The organism is Microbacterium sp. B35-30 (assembly GCF_010634855.1).
In the GTDB taxonomy this organism is placed as follows: domain Bacteria; phylum Actinomycetota; class Actinomycetes; order Actinomycetales; family Microbacteriaceae; genus Microbacterium.
Genome location: NZ_MWLQ01000001.1, coordinates 21,686 through 45,506, shown reverse-complemented (window position 1 = coordinate 45,506; position 23,821 = coordinate 21,686). Strand labels below are relative to the sequence as shown.

The window sequence follows — 23,821 nt, the reverse complement described above, 5'->3', positions numbered from 1 at the left end:
CGCGCTCGTGAGGCGTCAGGACCCGCTCTCGCGAGACGTCGGGGCAAGCACGAGCAGCCACGAGGAGTAGTGCTCGGTGACGGTGCCGCCGAGCTCCCTCACGGCGTCCACGGCCTGCGCCACCTCGGCAGGAGACCAGTCGCTGAACGTGCGGAAGAGGCTGCCGACCCCGTCGGCGTCGAGGTCGAGACTCCAGCGGTAGGTCGAGGCATCCGCCACCGTGAATAGGCCGGACTCCGTCAGCGCACCGGTCATTGCGGTGAGGTCCTCGGCGGGCGGACCCGTCCGCGCCGGCGCCCGGCGCGCTCGGACGATCTCGGCGACGCGCTCGCGGAACGGTGTCGGAGGTGCCTCGAAGTCGCCGAAGACGTTGCGCCACACGGCCAGGCGCCCGCCGTCCGTGAGCGCCGTGCGCACACGGGGAAGCACGATCGACAGGTCCATCCAGTGGATCGCCGTCGCGGCGACGACGAGGTCGAAGCTCGACGCGGGTAGCTCCACGTCTTCGGCGCGAGCGACCTGCACCGTCGCGGTCGGATAGGACTCACGAAGAAGGCGGGACAGTCGGCGGCCGGGCTCGATCGCTGTCACGCGCAGCCCGGCGGCCAAGAGCGTTCCGGTCGCCTGCCCGCTGCCGGCACCCAGATCGAGCGCCGTCGTCCCCGGACGCAGCAACCCGAGGTCGTGCAGGCGGCGCCACAGCTGCGGCGGGTAGGACGGGCGCGCGGTGGCGTACTCGTCGGCGAGCTTCTCGAAATGCATGCCGTCCGCCACACCGATGAGCGTAGGCGGGCACGGCGAGCCTGACGACCCTTCGACGGACCAGACGCATCGGGGGGTGAAAGAGCGAGCGACGGGAACTACGCCGGACACGATGACTACGCTCTCCCCGTCGGACGGACGCTAGGCAGACCTACCCACCAAGTCCTCCGCGTTCAGACCGCCGAAGTGTTCAGCGATGAAGCTGCGAATCTGAGACGGGTCAACCCAGTCGATATCCCAGCCGTTGGTGACGTCGAGAGTCCTCTGGTCGTCTTCCCAGTACGAGTCGTCGCACTCGTCGTCGGGGCGGTCCCACGGCAGGTCGTGCAGCTCCCAGATGCCCTGGAGCGGAACGAAGAGAATGGCGCGCCCAGCTACCTCACCAGCGCGACATCTGCCGCCCACGACCTTGCCGCCCCACAGCTCCATCGTCTTGAGCGCCTCCCATCATCACGGTAACGAGCGCGGCGCACCCCACGCCATCCTTCATCACGTCGGGCCGGGGGTAAGCCTGCGCACAGTTCGGATCTGCACGAGGCGGCGAAGCCCGGATTGTCGAAGAACAGGGCGACCGAGGCATCCACCCACTGCTTGATCAGCCCGGACGAGCCGGTCCGCATCCAGCGCGTCAGGTGGACGATGCGCTCAGCCCGCGACCAACTCCACCTTGAAGCGCTCGGCGTTCTCGAGGAAGGCCGCATAGTGGTCGCCGCCGCCCGCGTATGGATGGCGGTCGGCGTAGAGCCTCCGCCAGTGGTGTTCGGGCGCGGCTTCCCAGAGCCGATCGACGTCGCCGCGCGTGCCCGCGTGGAACGCGAGATGGCTGAGCCCCGCCCCGCGTCGATCGTGTGGGGTGGCGCCCGGGGCCACGGCCAGCACGAGATAGGTGGCACCGAGCCGCCAGCTGCGGCCTCCCGGCCACTCCTGGAACGGCTCGTAGCCGAGTTCGCCGAGCAGCCAGTCGAACGCCGGCCCGGTGACCGCCAGGTCGAGCGACTGCAGTTCGACATGATGAAGGATGCCGCGATGCGGCGCCTCCGCGGCAACCGCGTCGGAGTCTTCGCGCGCGTCGAGATGCATCGGGTCCGCCACCCGCCCGAGCCTACGCGGACGGCGATCCTCGGCCGTTTCGTGGCCTCGACGCCGTTCGTCGAGTCGTCCGTGATCACACTGCAGCCGAGGGCCGTGGCGTGATGGCTGTGATGGGCGTGGGGCATTTCGAAGATGGTGGCGCGGCGGTTCCCGCGGGCGTCGTCGAGGCGCGACTCTGCGATTCCGGCGCCATCCCGGTCGTCTGGAGCGCCGAAGGACGACCTCTCGACGTCGGTCGCGAGCTGCGACTGTTCACCCGAAAGCAGCGCATCGCGATCGCCGCGCGCGACGGCGGCTGCATGTGGCCGTCGTGCGCCGCGCCGATCTCGCAATGCGAGTTCCATCATCTGGATCACTGGTGGGAGCACCATGGGCGCACGGATGTCGATGACGGCATCCCCCTGTGCCGCAACTGTCACCTGCGCCTGCACAACCAGGGTTGGCGGATACGCCGAACCCGAGATCCTCTGACCGACGCCGACAGCTATTGGCTGCATCCACCCCCAGATCCGCACACCGGCGAGGTCAGCGAGCCGACTCGACTCGCGTCGAGATCACCACGCCGCTTCGAAGCGGCTTGAAGATGCGGGGCCGATCCCGGCGCGTGACGTGCCGAGGGGTGATGCGATGCTGAGCGTCGCGATCACCACCACGCCGTTCGAGGCGCCGCGAACATGCCGAGCCGTATGCTCCGCCGCTGCACGACACGCGGAGGGATGATGCGGTTTGACGGTCGCGATCACCACGCCGTTCGAGGCGCCGCGAAGAGGCCGAGCCGAATGATCCGCCCCGGCACGACGGGAGGAGGGGTGATGCGATGCGGAGGCACATCCACCACCTGACGGAGAGTGGCACGTCAGACGACAGCCGCGACGGCGGGGTGGAGGTGCTCGGATGCGAGCGCGACCGTAGCCTGGCGGGCACCCGCAGCGAGGCAGCTCGTCAAGTCCTCGCCCGCGAGCGAAGCAGTGAGGAACCCCGCGAAGAACGCATCGCCCGCCCCGTTCGTGTCGATGACGTCGACCGCCACGGCGGGCACCTCCGACCGCTCCCCCGTCGCCCCGAGGGCGATCGCGCCCTGCGCGCCGAGCGTGCACACCGCGATGCGCGGACCGCGGTCAAGACAGCTCTGCATCAGCGCCCACGGGTCGCCGGTGGCGTCGTCATTCATGAACACGACATCGGCGGCGCGCACGAATGGCTCGTGGAAGGGCGACGCGCCGTCGTAGTCGTGCAGGTCGGTCCAGATGGGCGCCCCGGCGGCACCGACCAGCCGCCGTTCCACGAGGGCTGCACCGACCTCGCTGAGGTCCACCACGGCGACCTCGGCCTCACCGAGGGCGGCCTCCATGCGATCCAGGTCGGCAGCCGACGGCGACGAAGGCGTCGAGAGGTAGAGGCTCACGCGCTCCCCCGCCGGCGTCATCAGGTTCGCGTGCCGCTCGGTGCGCTCCGAGGTATATGCCTCGAGCCGTACGTTCCCCGCAGCCAGCGCCGTCACGACCCGGCGGCCGTCCTCGTCGTCCCCGATCAACGCGTGCAGCGCCACCTCGATGCCCTCGTCAGCGAGGTGCAGCGCCTTCCCGGCAGAGGTTCCGCCCAGCGTGTGGTGGTCACCGAGCGCGAACTGCATATGCGGCACCGGATCAGGAAGGCGATCGAGCAGGATGAGGTGGTTCCACGAGGCCGGGCCGCCGACGGCGACCCGCGCAGCAGCGGTCGAAGACGGCAGAGAGGCGGGAGGCATCCGCTCAGTAAACCAGCTTCCGGCTGCGTATGTAAGCGCTTGCACAACGCGCAGTCCTGGTACCGGCCGCTTGCCGGCAGCACGCTTGTTGCGGATCGAGATGCCAGGCTGGTCGGCATGACTGTCACCGTCGTGCCCTACTCCGAAGATTGGCCGGAGCAGTTCGCCCGTGTGGCTGCGGACCTGCGGCTGGCACTGGCCCACGTGCCGGTGCTCTCGATCGAACATGTCGGCTCGACATCGGTGGCGGGGCTGGCGGCCAAGCCGGTCATCGACATCGATGTGGTCGTGCGGCGTGAAGATGTGGCGGCGGCGGTCGCCGCACTCGTCGCCGTCGGCTACTCGCATCGCGGCGATCTCGGCGTCAGCGACCGGGAGGCGATGGCCGCCCCCGACGATGATCCGCGACGCAACGTCTACATCTGCGTAGAGGGCACGCTGCACCTGCGGAACCACCTCGCGGTACGCGCGATCCTGCGCGAGCGCGCAGACCTCCGTGAGCGCTACGGCGCCATCAAGACCGAACTCGCCCGGGACCCGGCGATGGACATCGCGCGATACCTCGCCCTCAAGTCCCCTGTACTTCAGGAGGTCCTCGCCTTGTCCGACCTCACCGACGCCGAGAAGCGGGCGATCCTCGCCCTCAACACGGGCAACTGACGTCGCGAGGCGGGCACCCGCGGCCGCGGCCGCACCCCACCGCACCGTCCTCGGCTGGCGGCGGGCGTCAATGCGAGCTGGTGCTCTTCGCCCCAGAGACACCGCCGCAATCAACCAGTGGACGCAGTTGCGCCAGATGGCTAACGACCGAACTTGTGCGGTCGTGCCACCGGGACAGCGGGCGGCCGGGTCGTGGTGGCTACTCCTCCCGGGGGCCGAGGTCCGGCTCGGCGACGAACCGGGCGACCGTGTCGGTGACGCGATCCAGCTCGATCACGACCAGCGAGTTCTCCCCCGCGTGCAGGGCGGCCGCCGGCACGTACAGCGTCCGCTGCGGCCCGCTGCTCCAGTACCGGCCGAGGAGGAAGCCGTTGACGAGCGCATAGCCCTTGCCCCACCCGGCCGTGTCGAGGAACAGGTCGGCGGGCGACTGGAGCGAGAACGACCCTCGCCGCAGGAACGGGCCGACGCGGGGTTCGGCCCCGGCCGACGCCGCATTCGCCGCAAAGGTCGACGCCGCATCCGGGACCGCAGGACCGGCAGCTCCGGTGGTCGCGGACACTGCCGCCGCGGCACCCAGCGCGGCGACATCGATCGGCGTCGCGGTCCAGGCGGTGAGCGCCACACCGTCGAGGGTGACAGGTCCGATCAGACCCTTGGACTCACCCAGCCGGACGTCGTAGTTCACGCGGCCCTGCTCCTCGACGAGGACGCGCACCCGACGCCCGTCGGGCACGACGAGAGCATCCTCGTGGCGCGTGCGCGACAGCGTGCCCACCGGCACACCGTCGACAGAGAGCCAGGCGTGGTCTCGCACCTCGCCGAAGCGCAGGACGCCACCGCGACCGTCGGGCAGCTCGGCCTCATACGAGACGAGGGCGCTGAGGTGACCCAGCTCCTCGAAGGTCGGAGGCGTCCCAGGCTGGGACACGGTCCCCACCGCCCCTCCACTCGCAGTTCCCGCTGCTCCTTTACGCGCCGCTGGCGCGTCGAGCGGGGCCTCCGGCTGCGGGGGCCGAGACGGGTCGAGCGGAGCCGCCGGCCGCGTGGGCGGCGCCACGGCCGACTCGAGCGCGACCTCGAACACCGGTGCGGGGCCGGTGACCGCCGGCACCTCGTCGGGCACCGTCGCGTACTTGGCGATGACCTCGCGGAAGGCGAAGTACTTCTCGGTCGGGTCGCCGCGCTCGTCGAGCGGCGCGTCGTAATCGTAGGACGTCACGATCGGCAGGTACCGGCCCTTGTCGTTCGCGCCGTTGGTGAGACCGTAGTTGGTGCCGCCGTGGAACATGTAGAAGTTCACGGATGCCCCGGCCGCGAGCAGTGCGTCGAGCTCGGCGGCCGACGCGGACGCGGGCGTCGTGTGATGGGCGTTGCCCCACCAGTCGAACCAGCCGTCCCAGAACTCGGCGCACATCAGCGGTCCGGTGGGCTGGTGACGGCGCAGCGTCGCGAGACGCTCGGCGGCGCGCGAGCCGAATGAGCCGGTGAGGTGCACGCCCTCGACGCTGCCGTCGCTCAGCATCTGATCGGTCGGCTGGTCGATGGTCGTCAGCGGCACCGTGATGCCGGCATCCTTCGTCACGCGAACCAGATGCTCGAGATACGCGGTGTCGTCGCCGTAGGCGCCGTACTCGTTCTCGATCTGCACGAGCACGACGGGTCCGCCGCGGTCGATCTGGCGCGGAGCCACGATCTCGTAGACGCGCTCCAGGTAAGCGGTGACCTCGGCGAGGTAGAGCGGCTCGGAACGACGGAGTCCGACACCCTCGAGCCCGGTCAGCCACACCGGCAGGCCCCCGTTATGCCATTCGGCGCATATATAGGGCCCCGGGCGGACGATGGCGTGCATCCCCTCGGCTGCGACCAGGTCGAGAAAGGCGCCCAGGTCGTTCCAGCCTGTCGCATCCCATTCGCCGCGCCGCGGCTCATGCGCGTTCCACGCGACATACGTCTCGATGGTGTTGAGGCCCATCAGCCGTGCCTTGCGGATGCGGTCGGCCCACTGCCCGGGGTGCACGCGGAAATAGTGCAGCGCACCTGAGAGCACGCGGAAGGGCTCGCCGTCGAGGAGGAAGTCGGACTCGCCGATCGCGAACGAGCGCGGGGCTACCGCCGTCATCGGGCGGCCGCGCGGGTGCGGAGCACCTCGGCGAGACGCTCGAGCTGCGAGGCGTCTTCGAGGGCGGAACCGACCGCCGCGACACGGACACCGGCGTCGAGGAACTCCTCCACGTTCGAGGCGTCCAGCCCACCGGTGGCGACGAAGCGCACCTGAGGGAACGGCCCGCGGATGTGCTTGAACCAGCCGCTGCCGAGCCACGTCGCCGGGAACGCCTTGAGCCACGTGAGCCCGAGCGAGACCGCCAGCTGCACCTCGCTGGGCGTCGCGACGCCGGGGAGGATCGGGATGCCGGCATCCTGCGCCGCCCGCACCACGACAGGGTCGAGACCCGGCGAGACGAGGTACGCCGCGCCGGCGTCAGTGGCCAGCGCCACCTGCGCCGGCGTGATGATCGTGCCGGCTCCTACGCTCTTGCCCCGGGTGGCAGCCTTTGCGACGACCGCGCGCAGCGCCCGCTCGTCCTCGTCGGTCTGCAGCGGCACCTCGACGGAGTCGATGCCGAGGTCCCACGCGGTCTCGGACAGGCGCACCGAGCGCTCGACGCCCATGCCGCGCAGGATCGCCATGAGCGGCGCGCCGGCGAACGCCGTCTCGAACCACGCGGCGTGGGCCGCGGCATCCGCGCTGCTCGTCGATGAGGAGGGCTGGGAGGTCATTCGGAAGTCCTTCGTTCGTCGCGTTCAGTCATCTTCTCGAGTTCGGGGCGCACCGCGCGCGTTCGGGGCGGACGGCGCGCGCCCCGAACGTTCGTGACGCGCCCCGACCGGTCATACCGTCGGAGCGCCGGGGAGCGGGACGGGCGCCCCGCCTCTGTCGCCGGTCGACGCCGGCTCGTCGATCGAGTCGGTGGTGGTCTGCAGAGTGCGCGCGGCGCGCTCGTGGCCCGCGCGGAGCCGTTCGGACACCGAGGCCCCGGAGAGGCGGCCAGCGAGGTATCCCCCCGCGAAGGCGTCGCCGGCGCCGACGGGTTCGACGACCTCGACGACCAGGGCCGGCTCGAAGACCTCAGCGTCGCCGACGAACGCGGTCGCGCCGATGTCGCCGTCCTTGACGATGAGCTCCGCGACCTCCGGCAGGAGAGCGCGCACCTCGGCCGCGGTCGCGGTGCCCCACAGGGTCTCGGCCTCGTCGCGGCCGACCAGCACGATGTCTGCTGTACGAGCGAGCTCGAGCAGCACGGGGGCGGCGGTGGCGGCGTCCCACAGCGGCGCGCGGTGGTTGACGTCGAAAGACACGGGCACCCCGTGCTCCCGCGCCCGCGTCAGGACGCGGGAGAGGAAGGACGAGGCGGATGCCGAGATCGCCGCCGTGATGCCCGACACGTGCAGCAGGTCGATGCCGTCGAACGAGACGGCGTCGGCATCGGCGGCATCGAGGTGCGCAGCCGCGGAACCCCGTCGGTAGTAGAGGACGCCGTTGCCGGGATCCTTCACGTACAGCCCGGTGGGGTGGGCGCCGTCGAACACGACGCGCGAGACGTCGACGCCGCGCGCGGTGAGCTGCCGCGCGATGCGGCGGCCGAGCGCGTCGTCGCCCAGGCGGCTGAACCACACCGCCCGATGGCCGAACGCGGCCACGTGCGCGGCGACGTTCGACTCGGCGCCGCCCGCGTCCAGGAGGAACGCATCCGCCTCGGCGATGGGCGCCGCGACGACGGGCGTGACCATCGCCATCGTCTCGCCGATCGCGAGCAGAGTCAGGGGCACCGCCCCAGCGTAGTCAGGCCGCGGCATCCTTCACCGCTTCCACTCCCCCGCTCGTGCGCCGCGCCGGCCCCGGCATCGCCCGCTGTGGCACGCCCGCGTCCGTCATCGCAGGTCGGTGACGGGCGCGGCGTCCATGTCGTCGAAGGCCTGGTTCTCGCCCGCCATCGCCCAGACGAACGTGTACGCCGACGTGCCGACGCCGGAGTGCAGCGACCACGAGGGCGAGATCACTGCCTGACGGTCGGCGATCACCAGGTGACGCGTCTCTTCGCGCTCGCCCATGAGGTGGATGACGCGGGCGTCCTCGGGCAGGTCGAAGTACAGGTAGCACTCGGTGCGGCGGTCGTGCGTGTGCGCGGGCATGGTGTTCCACATCGAGCCCGGGTGCAGCTGGGTGACGCCCATGACGATCTGGCAGCTCTTCACGCCGTTCTCATGGATGTACTGGTTGAGCGTGCGGCGGTTCGAGGTCACCTGGTCGCCGAGCTCGCGCACCGTGCCCTCGCCGGGCGAGACGAGCGCGGCCGGGTAGGCGGTGTGGGCCGGTGCCGAGAAGAGGTAGAACTGGGCGCCCGACTCCTCGCCGTCCGCGTCGGCGAACGACACGGAACGGATGCCGCGGCCGAGGTACAGGCAGGCTCCCTTGACGAGCGTGTAGACCTCGCCGTCGGCGGTGACCGTGCCGGCGCCGCCGACGTTGATGATGCCGACCTCGCGGTGTTCGAGGAAGTAGTCGCTGCGGATCTCGGGGTAGCCGCCGAGCTCGAGGACGCCACCCGCGGGCACGGCACCGCCGAGCACGATGCGATCGTGGTGCGTGTACGTGAGGCGGATCTCGCCGGGCACGAAGACATCGGGGATGAGGTACGTGTCGCGCAGGTCCTGCGTGGTCATGCCCGGGATCTGGGCGGGGTTGGTCGCGTAGCGCTGCGGGATGTTCGTCTGGGTCACGGTTCTCTCCTGGTCTTGCGCGGTTCTGTCTGGGTTGCTCGGGCGGTGGGTGCGGGTCAGCGGACGAGCCAGCCGCCGTCGACGGGGATGATGGCGCCGGTCACGTAAGCGGCGGCGTCCGAGGCGAGGAAGACGAAGACGCCCTGCAGATCGGATGCCTCGCCCCACCGTCCCGCGGGGATGCGCGACAGGATCGACGCGGCGCGGCCCTCGTCGGCTCGCAACGGTGCGGTGTTGTCGGTCGCCATGTAGCCGGGGGCGACGGCGTTGACGGTGACGCCGGCGGCCGCCCACTCGTTGGCGAGGGCCTTGGTGAGCCCGGCGACGGCGTGCTTGGAGGCGGTATATGCCGGAACGAGAATGCCGCCCTGGAACGAGAGCATCGACGCGACGTTGATGATGCGTCCGCTCCCCTGCGCCAGCATGTGGCGTCCGGCGGCCTGCGAGAGGTGGAACACGGCATCGAGGTTGACCGCGAGCACGTCGTCCCAGTCCCCCGCCGGGTACTCCGCGGCGGGGGCGCGGCGGATGGTGCCGGCGTTGTTGACGAGGATGTCGAGACCGCCGAGTTCGGCGATCACCTCGTCGACCGCCGACGCGAGCTCGGCGGCCGACGCCGACACGAGGTCGCGCTGCACGCGGTGGACGCGGCGGCCGGTCGCGGCGATGAGGTCGGCGGTCGCCGATGCATCGCCACGGTCGAGGAGCGCGACGTCGGCGCCCGCCTCTGCGAGCGCGACGGCGGCCCCCTGGCCGAGGCCACGGCTCGAGCCGGTGACGAGCGCGACCTTGCCGTCGAGGCGGAACGAATCGAGGATCATGCGTTGTCTCCTGTGTTGTCACCGGTCGTTGAGCGAGCGAAGCGCGTGGTGAGCTCGCCGAGGCGCGAGATGCGCACGGTGACGGCGTCGCCGTCGGCGAGCGGTCGGTGGGCGTCCTGGGCGGCGGGCAGCTTCTGCGGTGTGCCGGTCGAGACGACATCGCCCGGCTCGAGCGTCAGCACCTGGCTGAGGTGGTGGATGACGTACGCCACGCTGAAGATCGTGGTCGAGGTGGACTGCGACACCGTCACGACGCCGTCGCGCACCACCTCCACGAGGAGGTCCTGCGGATCGCCGACCTCGTCGGGTGTGACGACCCACGGGCCCAGTGGCGCGAACCCGTCCGAGCACTTGCCGAGCGCCCACTGGCTCTGCCGACGCTGCCACGCGCGGTCCGACACGTCGTTGAGGATCGTGTACCCGCCGACGTGGTCGAGGGCGTCCGCCAGCGCGACCCGCTGCGCACGGCGTCCGATGACGACAGCCACCTCGCCCTCGTAGTCGACGTCGGTCGCACCCGGCGGAATCACGACCGGCTCGTTCGGGCCGGCGAGCGTGTTCGGCGTCTTCACGAACACATCCGGGTACTCGGGATCGTTCGCTGTGGGGTCGACGCCGTCGGGCACGTGCCCACGGTAGTTGTAGCCCAGGCAGAGGATCTTGCCCGGAGTCACCGGGGCGAGGAGCACCGCTGCGTCGAGCGCAGCCAGTCCGCCCGCCTCACCGGTCGCGTGCTCGGCCGCCGCGACCTGCGCGCGCGCAGCCGCCAGGGCCGCGGCATCCGTCAGCAGTTCCACGACGGAGCCTGCGAGCCCGCCGAGATCGAGCACCCGGTCGCCGTCGGCACCGGCGACCACGGCACCGGCGCGCGCGGCACCGTCTGCACCGGCGTACGTGACGAGTCTCACCAGTACTTCCTCCACTCGGGGCGCACGACGCGCATCAGTGCCTCGAGGTAGAAGTAGTCGCCCCAGAGCGTGCCCTCGTCGACGCCGTTGTCCTTGGGGAGGTCGTACACCGAGTGCAGGATGAGCGCATCCGAGTCCTCGGGCGTCGCCGGCGTGTAGTTGGCGATGAGCGACGCGAGCATCCCGTGCGCCCGGGCAGCCCATGCGGCCGCGCGGTCGGGATCCGTCTCGACCTTGGCGAGCTCGAGCAGACCGCAGACCGCGATGGCAGCGGCCGAGCTGTCGCGCGGGGCGTCGCTGCCGTCGGTGTAGACGAGGTCCCAGAACGGCACCTCGTCGGACGGCAGGTGGCGCACGAAGTACTCGGTGCAGCGACGGGATGCCTCGAGCAGCCGCTCGTCGCCGGTCACCGCGTAGTTCATGGCGAATCCGTAGATGCCCCACGCCTGCCCGCGCGCCCAGCACGACTCGTCGAACGCGCCCTGCTCGGTGGCCCCGCGGAGCGGCTCGCCGGTCTCGGCATCCCAGTAGAAGGTGTGGAAGGTGGAGTCGTCCTCGCGCAGGATGTGCTCGCGCAGCTGCGCGGTGTGCCGCGTGACGGCGTCGGCGAAGCGCTCCTCGCCGGTCTGCTCGTGGGCCCATGTCAGCAGCGGCATATTCATGAGGCTGTCGATGATGGTGCGGCCGCGCTGGGCAGGATCCGACAGGTCGCCCCATGCCTGGATGATGCCCGCGGGCTCCAGGAAGCGGCGCATCAGGTGATCTGCGGCGAGCAGCGACGCCTGGCGGGCATCCTCGTCGTCAGCCAGACGCCACGCGGCGACCGTCGAGAGCGTGTAGAGGAAGCCGAGGTCGTGCGTGTCGAGGTCCTCCTCGGCGCGCACGCGACGCTCGAAGTCCGCCGTGTCGACCAGCGCGGCCTCGCGGTACGCCTCGTCGCCGGTGAGCTCCCACGCCAGCCACAGCATCCCGGTGCGGAAGCTCGTGGTCCAGCCGCGATTGCCGCCGAGCGGGATGCCGCCCTCGGCCGGACGCTGCTGGTAGCGGTCGTCCACCGTCGTGTCGTCGGGGTAGGCGCCGCCGAAGGTCGCGATGTTGCGCCGGATCGTGGACAGGGCGGCAGTGATGGCACTCTCGAGCGCAACGGTGTCTACGGGGACGACGCGGGGGTCACCGGGCGTGGCTCGGGTGCCCGCAGCGGGCGAAGTGGACGTCATGGGAGGGAATCCTTCGGAAGTAGAAGCGGGGAAGGGATGCTCGGTCTCGTGCCGCGCCGGCAGCACGAGTGCCGCGGCCTCAGGCCGGCGCAGCCGCCTTCTCATCGAGATCGAGCACGGGACGGAGGGTGTAGCGCGAGTTCGTCCACGCGAAGAACAAGGCGGCGGACGCCGTGAGCCCGAGTCCCAGCGCGGGCGCCGTCGCGAAGACGGCGACCTGGGCGGCCAGGGCGGCGAGCGACACGGCGGTGAGGTACCAGCGCCGCAGACTCAGGTACAGGCTCGCGCGCACCACGTCACGCAGGCGCGCGGTGGGCACCTCGGCGATCGCGACCAGCGACACGAGGCCCACCGCGATGGCGAGCAGCGCCAGCACGGCGAGGAGCGGCACCGTGATCACGGCCGCGGCCGTGTTCGACAGCATCCGCACGTCCACGAGGAGCACGACGATGACGGCGGTGACGGCCGCGCCGATCACCAGCGCCCGGCGCCAGGTCTCGCGCAGGCCGGCGAGGAACGCGCGGATCGGGCCGAGTCCGCCGTCGCCGTGCTCGCGGAATGCCCAGAAGGCGGCCGCGAGACCGGGCGCCGCGAGGGGCGCGGCCACGGCGAGTAGCGGCCACGAGTACACCGGATCGGTGGTCACGAGCAGCACCACCAGCGGCAGGCAGGCGACCACCAGCAGGAGGTTGACGATGAGCGCGAGGTAGATCATCCCGATGAGGGACGCCCACGTCTCGTGCGAGACGAGTCCGTTGAGCCTGCTGAGCGCGCTGGGCTTGTTCACGGTGTCAGCCCTTCAGACCGCTCGTCGCGATGCCCTCGACGAAGTACTTCTGGCCGAGCAGGAAGATGATCGCGATCGGGATGACCGAGATCGTCAGGCCCGCGAACAGCAGCGCGTAGTTCGTGTCGAACAGGTTCGAGACGAAGCTCTTGAGGCCGAGCTGGATGGTCCACAGATCGGGGTTGCGCAGGTAGATGAGCGGCCCGAGGTAGTCGTTCCAGGTGTTGACGAAGGTCAGCAGCGTCAGCGAGGCGAGCGCGGGGATCGACAGCGGCAGCATGATCTTGCGCCAGATCGCGTACTCGCTGAGTCCGTCGATGCGTGCGGCCTCGGAGAGCTCCTCGGGGATCGTCTCGTAGAACTGCTTCATCAGGAACACGCCGAACGCGCCGAACGCCTGCAGCAGGATGATCGCCCACAGCGTGTTCGACACCTTGAAGTTCGAGAGCAGGATGAACTGCGGGATCATGTACGACTGCCACGGCACGGCGATCGTGCCGACGTACAGCAGGAACAGCACGTCGCGGCCCTTGAAGCGCATGCGCGCGAAGCCGTAGGCCGCGAAGGAGCCGGTGAGCACCTGCAGGAAGGTCACGACGACGGCGAGGAACAGTGTGTTGCGGATCCAGACGAGCATGTTCGACTCGGTCCAGATGTCGATGTAGTTCTGCCACACCCACGTCTCGGGGAACCATTTCACCGGCACCGAGAACACCTCGTTCGCCGACTTGAACGAGCTCAGCACCATCCACGCGAACGGCATCAGCAGGGCGATCGCGAAGACGACCAGCGCGGCATACAGCGCGATGCGTCCCACGCGGCGACCGGGGGTCATCTTCTCGCTGCTCACCGCGCGCCGCGGCTTCTGCTCGGAGAGCTTGCGGAGGCCGCGCACGGCCGAGGTCGGGGGTGTGAAGTCCGCGACCAGCTGGTCTGCGGGGACTTTCTCCATCTGCTCGGCCATCAGCTGCTCCGCTTCTTGTTCCAGAGGAACTGCACGATCGTCACGATGATGCACATGAAGAACAGCGCCACCGCGGCGGCCGAGGCGTAGCCGAACTGGCTCTCTTCGAAGCCCTTGCGGTAGATGAACTGCGACATCACGAGGGTGGACTGACCCGGACCGCCGTCGGTCATGACGAGGATCAGGTCGAAGATCTTGAACGAGTTGATCGTCAGCATGACGGTGACGAAGAACATCGTGGGGCGCAGGCACGGCAGCGTCACGTTGACGAACCGCTGCCACACGTTCGCACCGTCGACGCGGGCGGCCTCGTGCAGCTCGCGGGGCACCGTCTGCAGGCCGGCGAGGAACAGGATCATGTAGTAGCCCATGTCGCGCCACGTGCCGACGATGACGACGGCGGGCATCGCCCACTCGGGCGAGGTGAGCCATCCGGGCGGGTTCTGGATGCCGATGAACCTGAGGAACTCGTTGATGGGGCCGTACTCGGGGCTGAAGAGCAGGTTCCAGACGACCGCGATCGCGACGATCGAGGTGATGTAGGGGAAGAACGCGGCGGTGCGGAAGAACGCGACGCCGCGGATCTTGTTGTTGAGCAGGAGTGCCAGGCCCAGCGAGACGAGGATCGTCAGCGGAATGTGCAGCACCGAGTAGTACAGGGTGTTGATCACCGAGATGCGGAAGCTGCCGTCGCCGATGAGGCGCTCGAAGTTCGCGAGACCGACCCAGTTCGCCGTGCCGAAGACGTTCCAGTTCGTGAACGACATGTAGAACAGCACGACGATCGGGACCAGCGTGAGCAGCCCGAAGCCGAGGAAGTTGGGAAGGATGAAGCTCCACCCGATGAGGGTGTTGCGCAGCCGCAGCTTCGAGCGCCGGCGGCGCACGGGCGGCGGCGCGGTGCCGGCCTCTGTGGCAGTGATGGTCGCCATGGCGGACCTCCAGTGGGGTGGATGTAGCGGGGGCGGTGACCGGCCCGCCCGCGGGGAGCGGGCCGGTCACCGGGTGTCCGGTGGGTCGGCGCGTCAGGCGCCGGGTGCCGCCCGCCCGGCCCGGGAGAAGGTCCCGGGCCGGGCGGACGACGAGGGATCAGTCGGTGCCGACCTCGTTGGCGACGCGGTCCTGCGCCTCCGTGATGGCGTCCGCGACGGACTTGGAGCCCGACATGATCGCCGTGTGCATGTCGCCGAGGATGCCCTGGATCGCCGCCGCCTTGTCGGACGTCGGGTTCTCGGGGTGAACCTCGTGCGTCGAGTACGCGAACTTCGACAGGTCGTCCGACGGTGCGCCATCGACCGAGAAGTACGTCTCGACGACGCCGTCCGTCAGCAGCGCCGGCGTGATGCCGATGCCCGCGAGCACCTGCGCGCCCTCTTCGCCGGCGGCGAAGGCGAGGAACTCCTTGGCGGCCGCGACCTTGGACTCGTCGATGCCGGCGTTGATGCCGAAACCGGTCGGGTCGCCGAAGGTCACCGGGGTGTTGTCGAGACCGGCGGTGTCCGAGTCGACCTGCGGGATCGGCGCGATGCCCCACTCGAAGTCATCCGCGTCGCCCGACGCCTGCTGCGCGATGAGGGTCGCGACGAACCACGTGCCCATGGGCAGCATGGCGGCGTTCTGCTTGCCGAACTCGCCCTGGTACGTGACCTGGTTCGCCTTCGCGGTGTTGAAGTCGAGCTGGTCGCCCGCGTCCTGCAGTGCGAGGACGTTGTCGTAGAAGGGCTCCATGTAGTCGTACTCGCCCTCGAGGATGTCGCCGTCCGACTGCGCGTTCGCGAAGCCCTGGACCGTCGACTGCCAGTTGTGCAGGTACGCGCCCTTCGCGGTGCCGCCCGCGCCGGCGATGCCCTCGGTCAGCGCCGCGGCGGCGTCGCTGTAGTCGTCCCACGTCCACGAGCCGTCCGGGTACTCGACGCCGGCCTGGTCGAACAGCGCCTTGTTGTAGTACAGCACCCACGAGTCGTTGCGGTACGGCACGGCGTAGGCGGTGCCGTCGACCTCGTACGACCCGGCACCGCTGATGCCGTCGGGCAGCTCGACGTCCGACACATCGAGCAGCTGGCCGCCGTTCACGAAGGTCGGAACGAACTTGACCTCCTTCTGCGTGATGATGTCGGGACCCGAGCCGGCCGCGAGGTCGGCGGTGATGAGGGTGTTGTACTCGGTCGCGTCGTAGCCCTTGAGCTCGATCGTGACGTCGGGGTTCTCCTCGTGGAACGCGTCCGCGAGCTTCTGGAATTCGGGCGTGGTGTCGAGGCTCCAGCCTGACAGGGAGAGGGTGACCGGGCCCGACGACTCCTCGGGGGCGGCCTCGCCGCCGCCGCTGCAGCCGGCGAGAGCGAGCGTGGCGACCACGGCGACGCCGGCCGCGGCAGCGAATGAACGCTTCATTCTGGGGGTACTCCTTTGTGATTGCGGACCCGTCCTCGGGCCCATCGGGTTACCGGTTCGCGACGGACGCGGTTCCGGGGTGTGCAAGGCGACTCGTGGTCGCCGTTCCGTCCGGCCAGGTGACCGTGACGGTGGTCTGTCCGCCGTCGCCTCCGACGGCGACGCTCCCCGCGCCGTCTCCGAGCGCGGCGAGATCTGCGGTGGTGAGCTCGACGAGCGTCGCGCTCCACTCCCCCGGGACGACCGGGTAGGTCACGACCGGCACGGCGGCGAGGGGTCCGAGGGGGCTGGCGTCCTCGCGCGTCTCGATCGAGAGCGTGCCGCTCCCGATGAGGGGACGGATGCCGGAGCTCAGCCCGTTCGCGACCACCGAGGCCGCGGCTGGGCCCACGCGCCCGGAGGCTCCGGGCGACGCGCCAGCGGCGCCTGGAGGGGGCGTGGGGACCGTTGTCTTCTCCCCCTCGATTGAGGAACGGGGCGCTTCGTGGGATGCCAGGGCCCAGCCGCCGACGCGGAGGCGCAGCGCGCGGGGGTCCAGGCCGGGCTCGAGGGCGCCGACGCGCGCGAGGCGCACCTCCCACGGCCCGCGCACGAGCGAGTGGACCTCGACGATGCCCGCGATCTCGACGTCGCCGTCGATGCCCGAGCCGTGACGGTGGGAGACGGGCCGCAGCGTGATCCAGTGAGCGCGCGACACCGAGGCGGCGATGCCGACCCGGCCGTGCTCGTCGTCCTGCACCCGCACGTCGATGAGGTCCATCGCGGCGCGGTGGGTGGCCCGTCCGGCGTCGTCGACGAGGGCGACCGACTGCTCGAGGGGCTCTTCGAAGGCACGCTGGTTCGCGAGCGGCGACGCCGCGGTCGCGTAGCCGATGCGGGCGTACAGCGGCGAGTCGCCGACCAGGCTGCCGTCGGCGGCGTGGTCGGTGCCGTGGTTGGCGATGCGCACGATGCCGTCGGCGCGCGTGCCCGAGATCACCCAGCCGGCCGGACGCACGGCGCGCAGTTCGTCGCCCGCCTCGATGGGCAGCGGCTCGCTCTCGGCGGCCCACACCGGGTGGTCGGCGGGCAGCGAGATGCCGAGCAGGCCCTTGACCGCCCAGTACGGCGAGCCGGGTCCGGAGTACGACTGCGCGAGCTCGCGCCACTCGTGATGCCAGCCCATGGTGAGGACGCCGTCCTCGCCGGGGACGCCCTGCTCGACGAAATGCGCCACGACGGCGTTCGCCGCGCGCCGCAGCCGGCCGAGCGAGACTGAGGGGACCTCCGCGAGCGCGCCGACCCAGAAGGGCGCCGCTGCAGCGAAGCGGTAGATGAGGCTGCGACCCTGCACGAGCGGCGAGCCGTCGGCGCCCACGAGGGCGACGGCATCCTGCAGGAACCGGTCGAGGCGCGCGATGTCGCCGGGGGTGCGGCCGGCGGTGAGCTCGTCGGCGCCCTGCATGCGCGACCACAGCACGGGGTAGGTGTGCAGCGCCCAGCCCACGTAGTGGTCGTAGGAGCGCTCGAAGCCGTCCGAGATCCAGCCGTCCTCGCGCACCAGCACGTCGTGGAGCGCCAGGTCGTCGGCGATGTCCTGCGCCGACCACGGCCCGCCGACCGAGCGGAGGAACGTCTGCACGACGACGCGGAACCAGAGCCAGTTCGTCTTGGGATAGGTCGCGTCGCCCACGACGGGGGCGAGGTACGCGATGACGCGCTCCTGCGTGAGGGCGTCGAGGCGGTCCCAGATCCACGGCCGCGTCATGTCGAGCACCAGCGCGAGGGACGCGGCCTCGACCTTGGCCTGCGCGTGCTCGTCCAGACGGACCCAGCGGTCCTCGGCATCCGGGTCGACACCCGTGACGATGCCGCGGCGGTAGAAGTCGGCGAGTTCCTCGGTGCCCTCGCCGCGCGCGCCGGCGATGCGGAACCCCGCCAGGAGGAACGTGCGCGCGAAGCCCTCGAGCCCGTCGACGGCGTGGCCGTAGCCGCCCTCGGCACCGGGGAAGTGGATGCGGCCCGCACCGGGAGATGCGTGCGTGCGAGCGGTGTCGAGCAGGTGGTCGGCGTAGGCCAGCCACTCCGTCCGGGTCCACTCACGAGCAGCCCAGGCAGAACCCGTCGCGATGCGCGCCGACGTGGTGGGTTGCTGGACCGTCACTGGGATCTCCCTTGATGCCTACTTCTCTCCGCGTCGTGCCAGCGGAAAGCGAACGTTTGGGACTGTATCAACCCGATTCGTTCATTGCAAGATTGTTTGAGATTCGTTATGATCGTTTATGATCGCTTTCGGGCTCCGGATCCCGCCGGAAGCGGCCGCCCGCTCTCACCATGGTGAATCAACGAGGAGGAACCTTGACGACCGCGACGGTCCCCACGCCTGCAGCAGGCGCCTCCCGCGCGACCCCTGACTCGTCGCCGGAAGCGGCCTTCCGCGGTGCGCTGTCCGCCGTCTACCTGGCTCAGGCGGGCGTCGACGCCGCCGGATTCGAGACCGCCCTCACCGCGCTCCTGTCACCCGCCGAGCGGGCGCTCCCGGTCCCGGCCGCCGAGGACCGGCGGGCCTGGGGCCCGCAAGGGAGCGCCGACCCCGTCGCGATCCGCGACGTGCTGCAGCGCGCCGCCGCCGAGCGGGCGACGGCCTGGCCGGTGCCGCTGGCGACCGCCACCGCCCGCCTGCACGACGACGGCGACCGCGAGGGCTGGGAGAGCATCGTGTTCGAGCGCCAGCGGCGCCTCGCCCGCGCCGCGATCGCCGCTGCACACCACGCCGACGACGAGATCGGCGCACTCTGGCTCGCCGAGGTGCTCGACGGCGTGTGGCTCATCTGCGAGCAGAGCTCGTGGTGCTGGCCCGCGCACGACGACGCGTTCCGCGAGCGGGGGTCGGTGCTCCCGACGGTGACGGCGCCGTATCTCGACCTGGGAGCGGGGGAGGCGGTGGCGCTCCTGACCTGGGTCGATCACCTCCTCGGCGCGCGGCTCGAGGCCCGGTACCCCGGCATCCGCTCCCGCATCCGCCACGAGGCCCGCGTGCGCGTGTTCGACCCGTTCACCCGGCGCCGCGACTGGCACTGGCTCGGACTCGACGGCGATGTGCACAACTGGAACCCCTGGATCCACGGCAACGTGCTGCTCGCGGCGCTGCGGCTGCTCGACGAACCCGCCGACGCGGGGGAGCGCGCACACATCGTCGCCCTCGCGATCGAGGGCATCGACCGCTACGTGTCGGTGCTGCCACCCGACGGCGCGATCGACGAGGGATACGCCTACTGGTGGAACGGCGCGTGCCGCGCCCTCGAGACGCTCGACCTGCTGCACCACGCCACCGGGGGAGTGCTCGACGCGTCGGGCATCCCGGCCCTGCGGGAGACCGTCGCCTTCCCCCACCGCATGCACCTCGGCGGTGACTGGTACCTCAACCTCGCCGACGGGCAGGCGCGCGTCCCGGCCGCGCAGCCCTGGCATGTGCTGCACCGGGCGGCGCGGAGAGCGGGCGACACGGATGCCGCGGCCCACGCCGCGTCGCATCGCATCGCCGGCACCCCCGCCGCCACCGAGCACGAGGGGTTCGGCCGGCTGCTGCGCGGCATCACCGATCCCGTGTGGGTCGACGCCGCGCAGACGTCGTCGCCGTTCCCGCAGGACGTGTGGCTGCCCTCGACCGAGGTGATGCTCGCCCGCGAGCGCGGCGGCACGAGCCGGGGACTGACCGTCGCCGTCAAGGGCGGCCACAACGGGGAGCACCACAACCACAACGACGTCGGCTCGTTCGTCGTCGCGTCCGACGGCGTGCCCGTGATCGTCGACGCGGGCCGTCCGACGTACACGCTGCAGACGTTCGGCCCCGACCGCTACGACATCTGGACGATGCAGAGCGGCTGGCACAACGTGCCCGTGATCGGCGGGCTCGAGCAGAACCCGGGTGCGGCGTTCGCGGCCTCCGACGTCGAGGTCGCGCTCGGCGACGACGTCGCGGCGCTCACCCTGGAGCTCTCCGGCGCCTACCCGGGCGCCGCGTCGTGGCATCGAGCGGTGCGCCTCGAACGGCCCGCGCGCCGCGTCGTCGTCGAGGACTCCTGGCAATCCTCGCTCGTTGAGCGAGCGAGGAACGTGGTCGTTGAGCGAGCTTGCGAGTCGAAACGCCGAGACGAAACGCCCGGAGCCGACGGGAACGCTCCGGCCCTGGCGCACGCGACCGCCGATCCCGAAGCGCCCACGCAGGTGCGGATGCTGCTCGCCGGCGACGTGCGGCGGGAGCAGGGGAGCGCGGTCGTCGTGACTCCCCTCGACGGCGCCACGCCCGTGCGCATCTCGTGGTCCGACGGCGTCACCGCGTCGCTCGTGGTGCGCGAGCTCGACGACCCCATGCTCACCAGCGTGTGGGGCGCACGACTGACCCGGCTGGATCTGGACGTGACGGCGCGCGACAGCGTCACCGTCACGGTAGAACTGGACCTGACGAACCCGGAGGACGCCCGATGACCGACCAGACTCCGGCACTGCTCGCCGCCGAGCGGCGGGCGCACGTGCTGGCGACGCTCGAGCGCGACGGCGCCGTACGGGTCGCGCAGCTGATGGACGACCTCGGCGTCGCCCCGGTCACCCTGCGTCGCGACCTCGCGCAGATGGAGCGCGAAGGGCTGCTGGTGCGCGTGCACGGCGGCGCCGTTCCCGCCGCGGGCGCCTTCGACGACGTGGAGCCGGGGCATCCGGTCACCGTCACCCGCGCCGGCTCGATCGCGATGCTGGTGCCGTCGCTGAGCTTCTACTGGCCGAGCGTCGTGCGCGGCGCCGAGGCCGAGGCCACCCGCCACGGCCTGCGCGTCGTGCTGCGCGGCGCGTCGTACGAGCTGCAGGACGAGCGCCCGGTGCTCGAGCGCCTCGTGCACGCCGACGGTGTGCGCGGACTCGTCGTCGCGCCGAACACCGACACCCCGCACGCACAGGATGTCGTGCAGTGGCTCGCCGAGTGCGGCGTGCCCAGCGTGCTCGTGGAGCGCGATGCCGTGGTGCTGCCCGATGCCGGATCGCTGCAGGGAGGCAGCCCCGTCGAGAACGTGACGACCGACCACGCGCTCGGCGCGGTGCTCGCCGCGCGCCATCTCGCCGCGCTCGGCCATCGCCGCGTCGGACTCATCATCGCGCGGGACTCGCCCACCTCCCGCAAGATCGCGGCCGGCTGGCAGGCCGCGTGCATCGAGCTCGGCCTCACACCCTCCGACCACTTCGAGACGAGCCTCCCGCCGCGCACGAGCCCCGACTTCTCAGCCGTCGTCGACGCGACGCTCGACGCCGCGCTGGCCAACTCGGTCACCGCGATCCTCGTCCACTCCGATCCCGAGGCGATGGCGTTCGTCGACCTGGCCCTCAACCGCGGCATCTCGGTGCCGGGCGACCTGTCGGTCGTCGCGTACGACGACGAGGTGGCCGAGCTGTTCACCCCCGCGCTCACCGCCGTCAGCCCGCCGCGCAACTCGGTCGGTCGCGCCGCGGTGGACCTCCTGGCTCGGCGCATCGAGGATCCGACGCGCCCGGTGCACCGTGTCGTGCTGAACCCGACGCTGAACGTGCGCGGCTCCACCGCATCGCCCCGCGGCGCCTGACCCCCTGCTTCCCGCTGCTTCCCGCAACGCCCGGAAGCGCGAAAGGGTAGATTTCCGCACGCGGAATACGGATGCCGCCGCCCGGTGTCGCCGGCGTCCAGGGCTGTCGGCGTCAGCCGGCAAGGGCGGCCGCGCGCCAGTCCGTGAGCACGCGCGCCGCGGCACGCGTGTGCGACCACGGCATCTGCGGCACCTCGAGCCGGCCCTCGGCGAGGGCGAGCGACAGCGCATCGGCTTCCGCAGCCATGGGCTGCACGACCGGCACCTCGATCACCCGCTCCTCGGCACCGCGGCGGACGATGATCCTCGACGGGCTCTCGGTGCGGCTTCCCCACGCGTTCGGGAGGAGGACGTCGCCCTCGGCGAAGTGCAGCATCGCCAGGTCGGAGAGATCCTCGACGACCGACGTCGCGATCTCCGCCGTCACTGTGCCGAACGCGATCGCGGCCGTCGCCCAGCCGTCGACCCCAGCGACGAGCTCTGCGTCGAAGCCGCGATAGTCGGGAGCGTCGATGGGCTGTCCGGCCGCGGCGGCGAGGTCGATCGCCAGCGCGAGCGGGTAGCAGCCGACGTCGAGGATCGCGCCGCCCGCGAGTGCGGGATCGAACAGCCGGCCCTCGTGGGTCGGCGCCTCGAACCCGAACGCTCCCTCGACACGCTCGAGCGGGCCGAGCTCGCCACCGGCGACGAGCTCTCGCAGCGCGTCGGCGAACGGCCCGAACCGCGTCTTGAAGGCCTCGAGGAACGGTCGCTGCGTGCGGGCAGCGGCCTCGAGGATGCGCTCGACCTCCTTCAGCGTGGGGCTCGCCGGCTTCTCGCACAGCACGGCCTTGCCGGCCTCCAGCGCGCGGACCGCCAGGTCGGCGTGCGTCGTGTGCACGGTCCCGACGTAGACGGCGTCGACGTCGTCGCGCGCGAGGATCTCGTCGTAGGTGCCGGATGCCGCGGCCCCGTACTCCGCGGCGAAGGCCCCCGCCCGCTCCGCCGACGAGCTGCCGACCGCGTGCAGCACACCGTGCTGCGAGGCCCGAAGCCCCACCACGAAGTCCCTGCTGATGGCTCCGGGACCGAGCACGGCCCATCTCGTCTGCACCGTGTTGTCCGCCTGAGTCATGGCCCCGATCGTATCGAGCCCGCCGGTCACGCCGTCGCACGCCGCCGGTCTGCATCCGTCCACCCACCCGCGCGATGTCCGGTGCCGCGTCAGGCGATCGGCTCCGCCGCTTCGCGCGCGGCCCTGGCCGAGGAGCGCACCGCGCCGATGCTCGCCGCGATGACGAGTGCGATGCCGGCGATCTCGAGCCACGTCATATGTTGGCCGAGGAATATGAAGCCCGCGAGGGCCGCCGTCGCCGGGGCGAGACTCATCAGGATCGCGAAGACCGCGGCCTGCAGGCGCCGGAGGGCGACGAGTTCGAACGCGTAGGGGATGGTCGACGACAGGATCGCGACCGCGGCGCCGAGCGCGACGAGTTCAGGGCGCAGGAGGGCGGATCCGGCATCCGCGATCCCGAACGGCAGCGCGATGACCGCCCCCACCGTCATCGCCAGCGCCAGGCCGTCGAGCTGAGCGAACGCCCTCCCCACCCGCGCCGACGCCAGGATGTAGAACGCCCAGCTGCCGGCCGCGCCCAGCGCGAACAGCACGCCCAGCGGGTCGAGGCGGTCCCACCCGCCGCCGCCCAGTGCGACGACGCCGGCGAGGGCGAGCACCGCCCACAGCCAGGCGGATGCACGGCGGGCGGCGACGATCGACAGCACGAGCGGCCCCAGCACCTCGATGGTGACGGTGATGCCGAGCGGCAGGCGCTCGAGGGCGAGATAGAACAGGCCGTTCATCAACGCGAGCACCAGGCCGAAGAGCGCGACCCCGGTCCAGTCCGACCGCGAATGCCCGCGCACCCGGGGCCGGGCGATCAGCAGCAGCACGATCGCCGAGAACACCAGCCTGAGCATCACCATGCCGAGCGGCCCGACCGCGGGGAACAGCAGCACCGCGAGCGATGCGCCGACCTCCTGGCACGCCAGGCCCGCGATCACCAGCACGATCGCGGGTGTGGCCCCCGATCCTGCGCTCGGACCCGATCCGCCCATCAGGCTCG

At 71.0% G+C, this 23,821-nt stretch carries 22 protein-coding genes; 4 read left to right on the top strand and 18 right to left on the bottom strand.

Annotation, left to right across the window (positions count from 1 at the left end):
* Positions 1–15: 15 nt before the first annotated feature.
* The 3 genes from B2K11_RS00200 to B2K11_RS00190 all read right to left on the bottom strand — a co-directional run bounded on the left by B2K11_RS00200 (position 16) and on the right by B2K11_RS00190 (position 1,842).
* A complete protein-coding gene (locus B2K11_RS00200; protein WP_163615817.1) occupies positions 16–774 on the bottom strand; it encodes a class I SAM-dependent methyltransferase in 759 nt (252 codons plus the stop codon).
* 129 nt (positions 775–903) lie between these two features.
* Positions 904–1,191 carry a hypothetical protein gene (locus tag B2K11_RS00195; protein ID WP_163615816.1) on the bottom strand — a complete coding sequence of 96 codons (288 nt, stop codon included), beginning with the start codon at positions 1,189–1,191 and terminating at the stop codon, positions 904–906.
* Between the two features lie 216 nt (positions 1,192–1,407).
* Complete coding sequence (locus B2K11_RS00190) at positions 1,408–1,842, bottom strand: VOC family protein (RefSeq protein WP_163615934.1); 435 nt, start codon at positions 1,840–1,842, stop codon at positions 1,408–1,410.
* Between the two features lie 113 nt (positions 1,843–1,955).
* On the opposite strand from B2K11_RS00190, the gene B2K11_RS00185 reads away from it, so the two are divergent.
* Positions 1,956–2,435 carry an HNH endonuclease signature motif containing protein gene (locus B2K11_RS00185; RefSeq protein WP_239525533.1) on the top strand — a complete coding sequence of 160 codons (480 nt, stop codon included), beginning with the start codon at positions 1,956–1,958 and terminating at the stop codon, positions 2,433–2,435.
* A gap of 275 nt (positions 2,436–2,710) precedes the next feature.
* Here the strand turns inward: B2K11_RS00185 and B2K11_RS00180 are convergent, their stop codons facing one another.
* Positions 2,711–3,601 (bottom strand): PfkB family carbohydrate kinase, encoded by an 891-nt coding sequence (locus tag B2K11_RS00180; RefSeq protein WP_163615814.1) that lies wholly within the window; start codon positions 3,599–3,601, stop codon positions 2,711–2,713.
* Positions 3,602–3,718: 117 nt separating this feature from the next.
* On the opposite strand from B2K11_RS00180, the gene B2K11_RS00175 reads away from it, so the two are divergent.
* Positions 3,719–4,261, top strand: a complete 543-nt coding sequence (locus B2K11_RS00175; protein ID WP_163615813.1) for a GrpB family protein — start codon at positions 3,719–3,721, stop codon at positions 4,259–4,261.
* 199 nt (positions 4,262–4,460) lie between these two features.
* Here B2K11_RS00175 and B2K11_RS00170 read toward each other — a convergent pair whose 3' ends face one another.
* The 12 genes from B2K11_RS00170 to B2K11_RS00115 form a co-directional block, all read right to left on the bottom strand.
* The gene (locus B2K11_RS00170) at positions 4,461–6,383 is read right to left on the bottom strand and encodes a beta-galactosidase family protein (RefSeq protein ID WP_163615812.1); all 1,923 of its coding nucleotides are present in this window, start codon (positions 6,381–6,383) and stop codon (positions 4,461–4,463) included.
* Positions 6,380–7,042 (bottom strand): bifunctional 4-hydroxy-2-oxoglutarate aldolase/2-dehydro-3-deoxy-phosphogluconate aldolase, encoded by a 663-nt coding sequence (locus tag B2K11_RS00165; RefSeq protein ID WP_163615811.1) that lies wholly within the window; start codon positions 7,040–7,042, stop codon positions 6,380–6,382. Before B2K11_RS00165 ends, B2K11_RS00170 begins: the two co-directional genes overlap by 4 nt.
* Before the next feature lie 111 nt (positions 7,043–7,153).
* Entirely contained in the window at positions 7,154–8,092 is a 939-nt protein-coding gene (locus tag B2K11_RS00160; RefSeq protein WP_239525504.1) for a sugar kinase, read from the bottom strand.
* A gap of 102 nt (positions 8,093–8,194) precedes the next feature.
* On the bottom strand, positions 8,195–9,043 hold the full coding sequence (kduI, locus tag B2K11_RS00155) for a 5-dehydro-4-deoxy-D-glucuronate isomerase (protein ID WP_163615809.1): 849 nt from the start codon (positions 9,041–9,043) through the stop codon (positions 8,195–8,197).
* A gap of 56 nt (positions 9,044–9,099) precedes the next feature.
* Positions 9,100–9,864 carry a 2-dehydro-3-deoxy-D-gluconate 5-dehydrogenase KduD gene (gene kduD, locus B2K11_RS00150; protein ID WP_163615808.1) on the bottom strand — a complete coding sequence of 255 codons (765 nt, stop codon included), beginning with the start codon at positions 9,862–9,864 and terminating at the stop codon, positions 9,100–9,102.
* Positions 9,861–10,772, bottom strand: a complete 912-nt coding sequence (locus B2K11_RS00145) for a fumarylacetoacetate hydrolase family protein (protein WP_163615807.1) — start codon at positions 10,770–10,772, stop codon at positions 9,861–9,863. Before B2K11_RS00145 ends, kduD begins: the two co-directional genes overlap by 4 nt.
* The gene (locus B2K11_RS00140; RefSeq protein ID WP_163615806.1) at positions 10,769–11,989 is read right to left on the bottom strand and encodes a glycoside hydrolase family 88 protein; all 1,221 of its coding nucleotides are present in this window, start codon (positions 11,987–11,989) and stop codon (positions 10,769–10,771) included. Before B2K11_RS00140 ends, B2K11_RS00145 begins: the two co-directional genes overlap by 4 nt.
* 79 nt (positions 11,990–12,068) lie before the next feature.
* Positions 12,069–12,776, bottom strand: a complete 708-nt coding sequence (locus B2K11_RS00135; RefSeq protein ID WP_163615805.1) for a ferredoxin-NADPH reductase — start codon at positions 12,774–12,776, stop codon at positions 12,069–12,071.
* Positions 12,777–12,780: 4 nt separating this feature from the next.
* On the bottom strand, positions 12,781–13,740 hold the full coding sequence (locus tag B2K11_RS00130; RefSeq protein ID WP_163615804.1) for a carbohydrate ABC transporter permease: 960 nt from the start codon (positions 13,738–13,740) through the stop codon (positions 12,781–12,783).
* Positions 13,740–14,672 carry a sugar ABC transporter permease gene (locus B2K11_RS00125; protein WP_163615803.1) on the bottom strand — a complete coding sequence of 311 codons (933 nt, stop codon included), beginning with the start codon at positions 14,670–14,672 and terminating at the stop codon, positions 13,740–13,742. The genes B2K11_RS00130 and B2K11_RS00125 overlap by 1 nt, the downstream gene beginning before the upstream one ends.
* Before the next feature lie 157 nt (positions 14,673–14,829).
* Positions 14,830–16,131: an extracellular solute-binding protein gene (locus tag B2K11_RS00120; protein ID WP_163615802.1), complete on the bottom strand. Its 1,302-nt coding sequence runs from the start codon at positions 16,129–16,131 to the stop codon at positions 14,830–14,832.
* A gap of 49 nt (positions 16,132–16,180) precedes the next feature.
* Positions 16,181–18,274: a DUF2264 domain-containing protein gene (locus B2K11_RS00115; protein WP_239525501.1), complete on the bottom strand. Its 2,094-nt coding sequence runs from the start codon at positions 18,272–18,274 to the stop codon at positions 16,181–16,183.
* Between the two features lie 194 nt (positions 18,275–18,468).
* Between B2K11_RS00115 and B2K11_RS00110 the strand changes: the two genes are divergently transcribed.
* Positions 18,469–20,598 (top strand): heparinase II/III family protein, encoded by a 2,130-nt coding sequence (locus B2K11_RS00110; RefSeq protein ID WP_239525497.1) that lies wholly within the window; start codon positions 18,469–18,471, stop codon positions 20,596–20,598.
* A complete protein-coding gene (locus B2K11_RS00105; protein WP_163615800.1) occupies positions 20,595–21,719 on the top strand; it encodes a substrate-binding domain-containing protein in 1,125 nt (374 codons plus the stop codon). Before B2K11_RS00110 ends, B2K11_RS00105 begins: the two co-directional genes overlap by 4 nt.
* 112 nt (positions 21,720–21,831) lie before the next feature.
* Here the strand turns inward: B2K11_RS00105 and B2K11_RS00100 are convergent, their stop codons facing one another.
* Together B2K11_RS00100 and B2K11_RS00095 are read right to left on the bottom strand one after the other, a co-directional pair.
* Positions 21,832–22,833 carry a Gfo/Idh/MocA family oxidoreductase gene (locus tag B2K11_RS00100; protein ID WP_163615799.1) on the bottom strand — a complete coding sequence of 334 codons (1,002 nt, stop codon included), beginning with the start codon at positions 22,831–22,833 and terminating at the stop codon, positions 21,832–21,834.
* A gap of 89 nt (positions 22,834–22,922) precedes the next feature.
* Positions 22,923–23,813, bottom strand: a complete 891-nt coding sequence (locus B2K11_RS00095) for an EamA family transporter (RefSeq protein ID WP_163615798.1) — start codon at positions 23,811–23,813, stop codon at positions 22,923–22,925.
* Between the last annotated feature and the right edge of the window lie 8 nt (positions 23,814–23,821).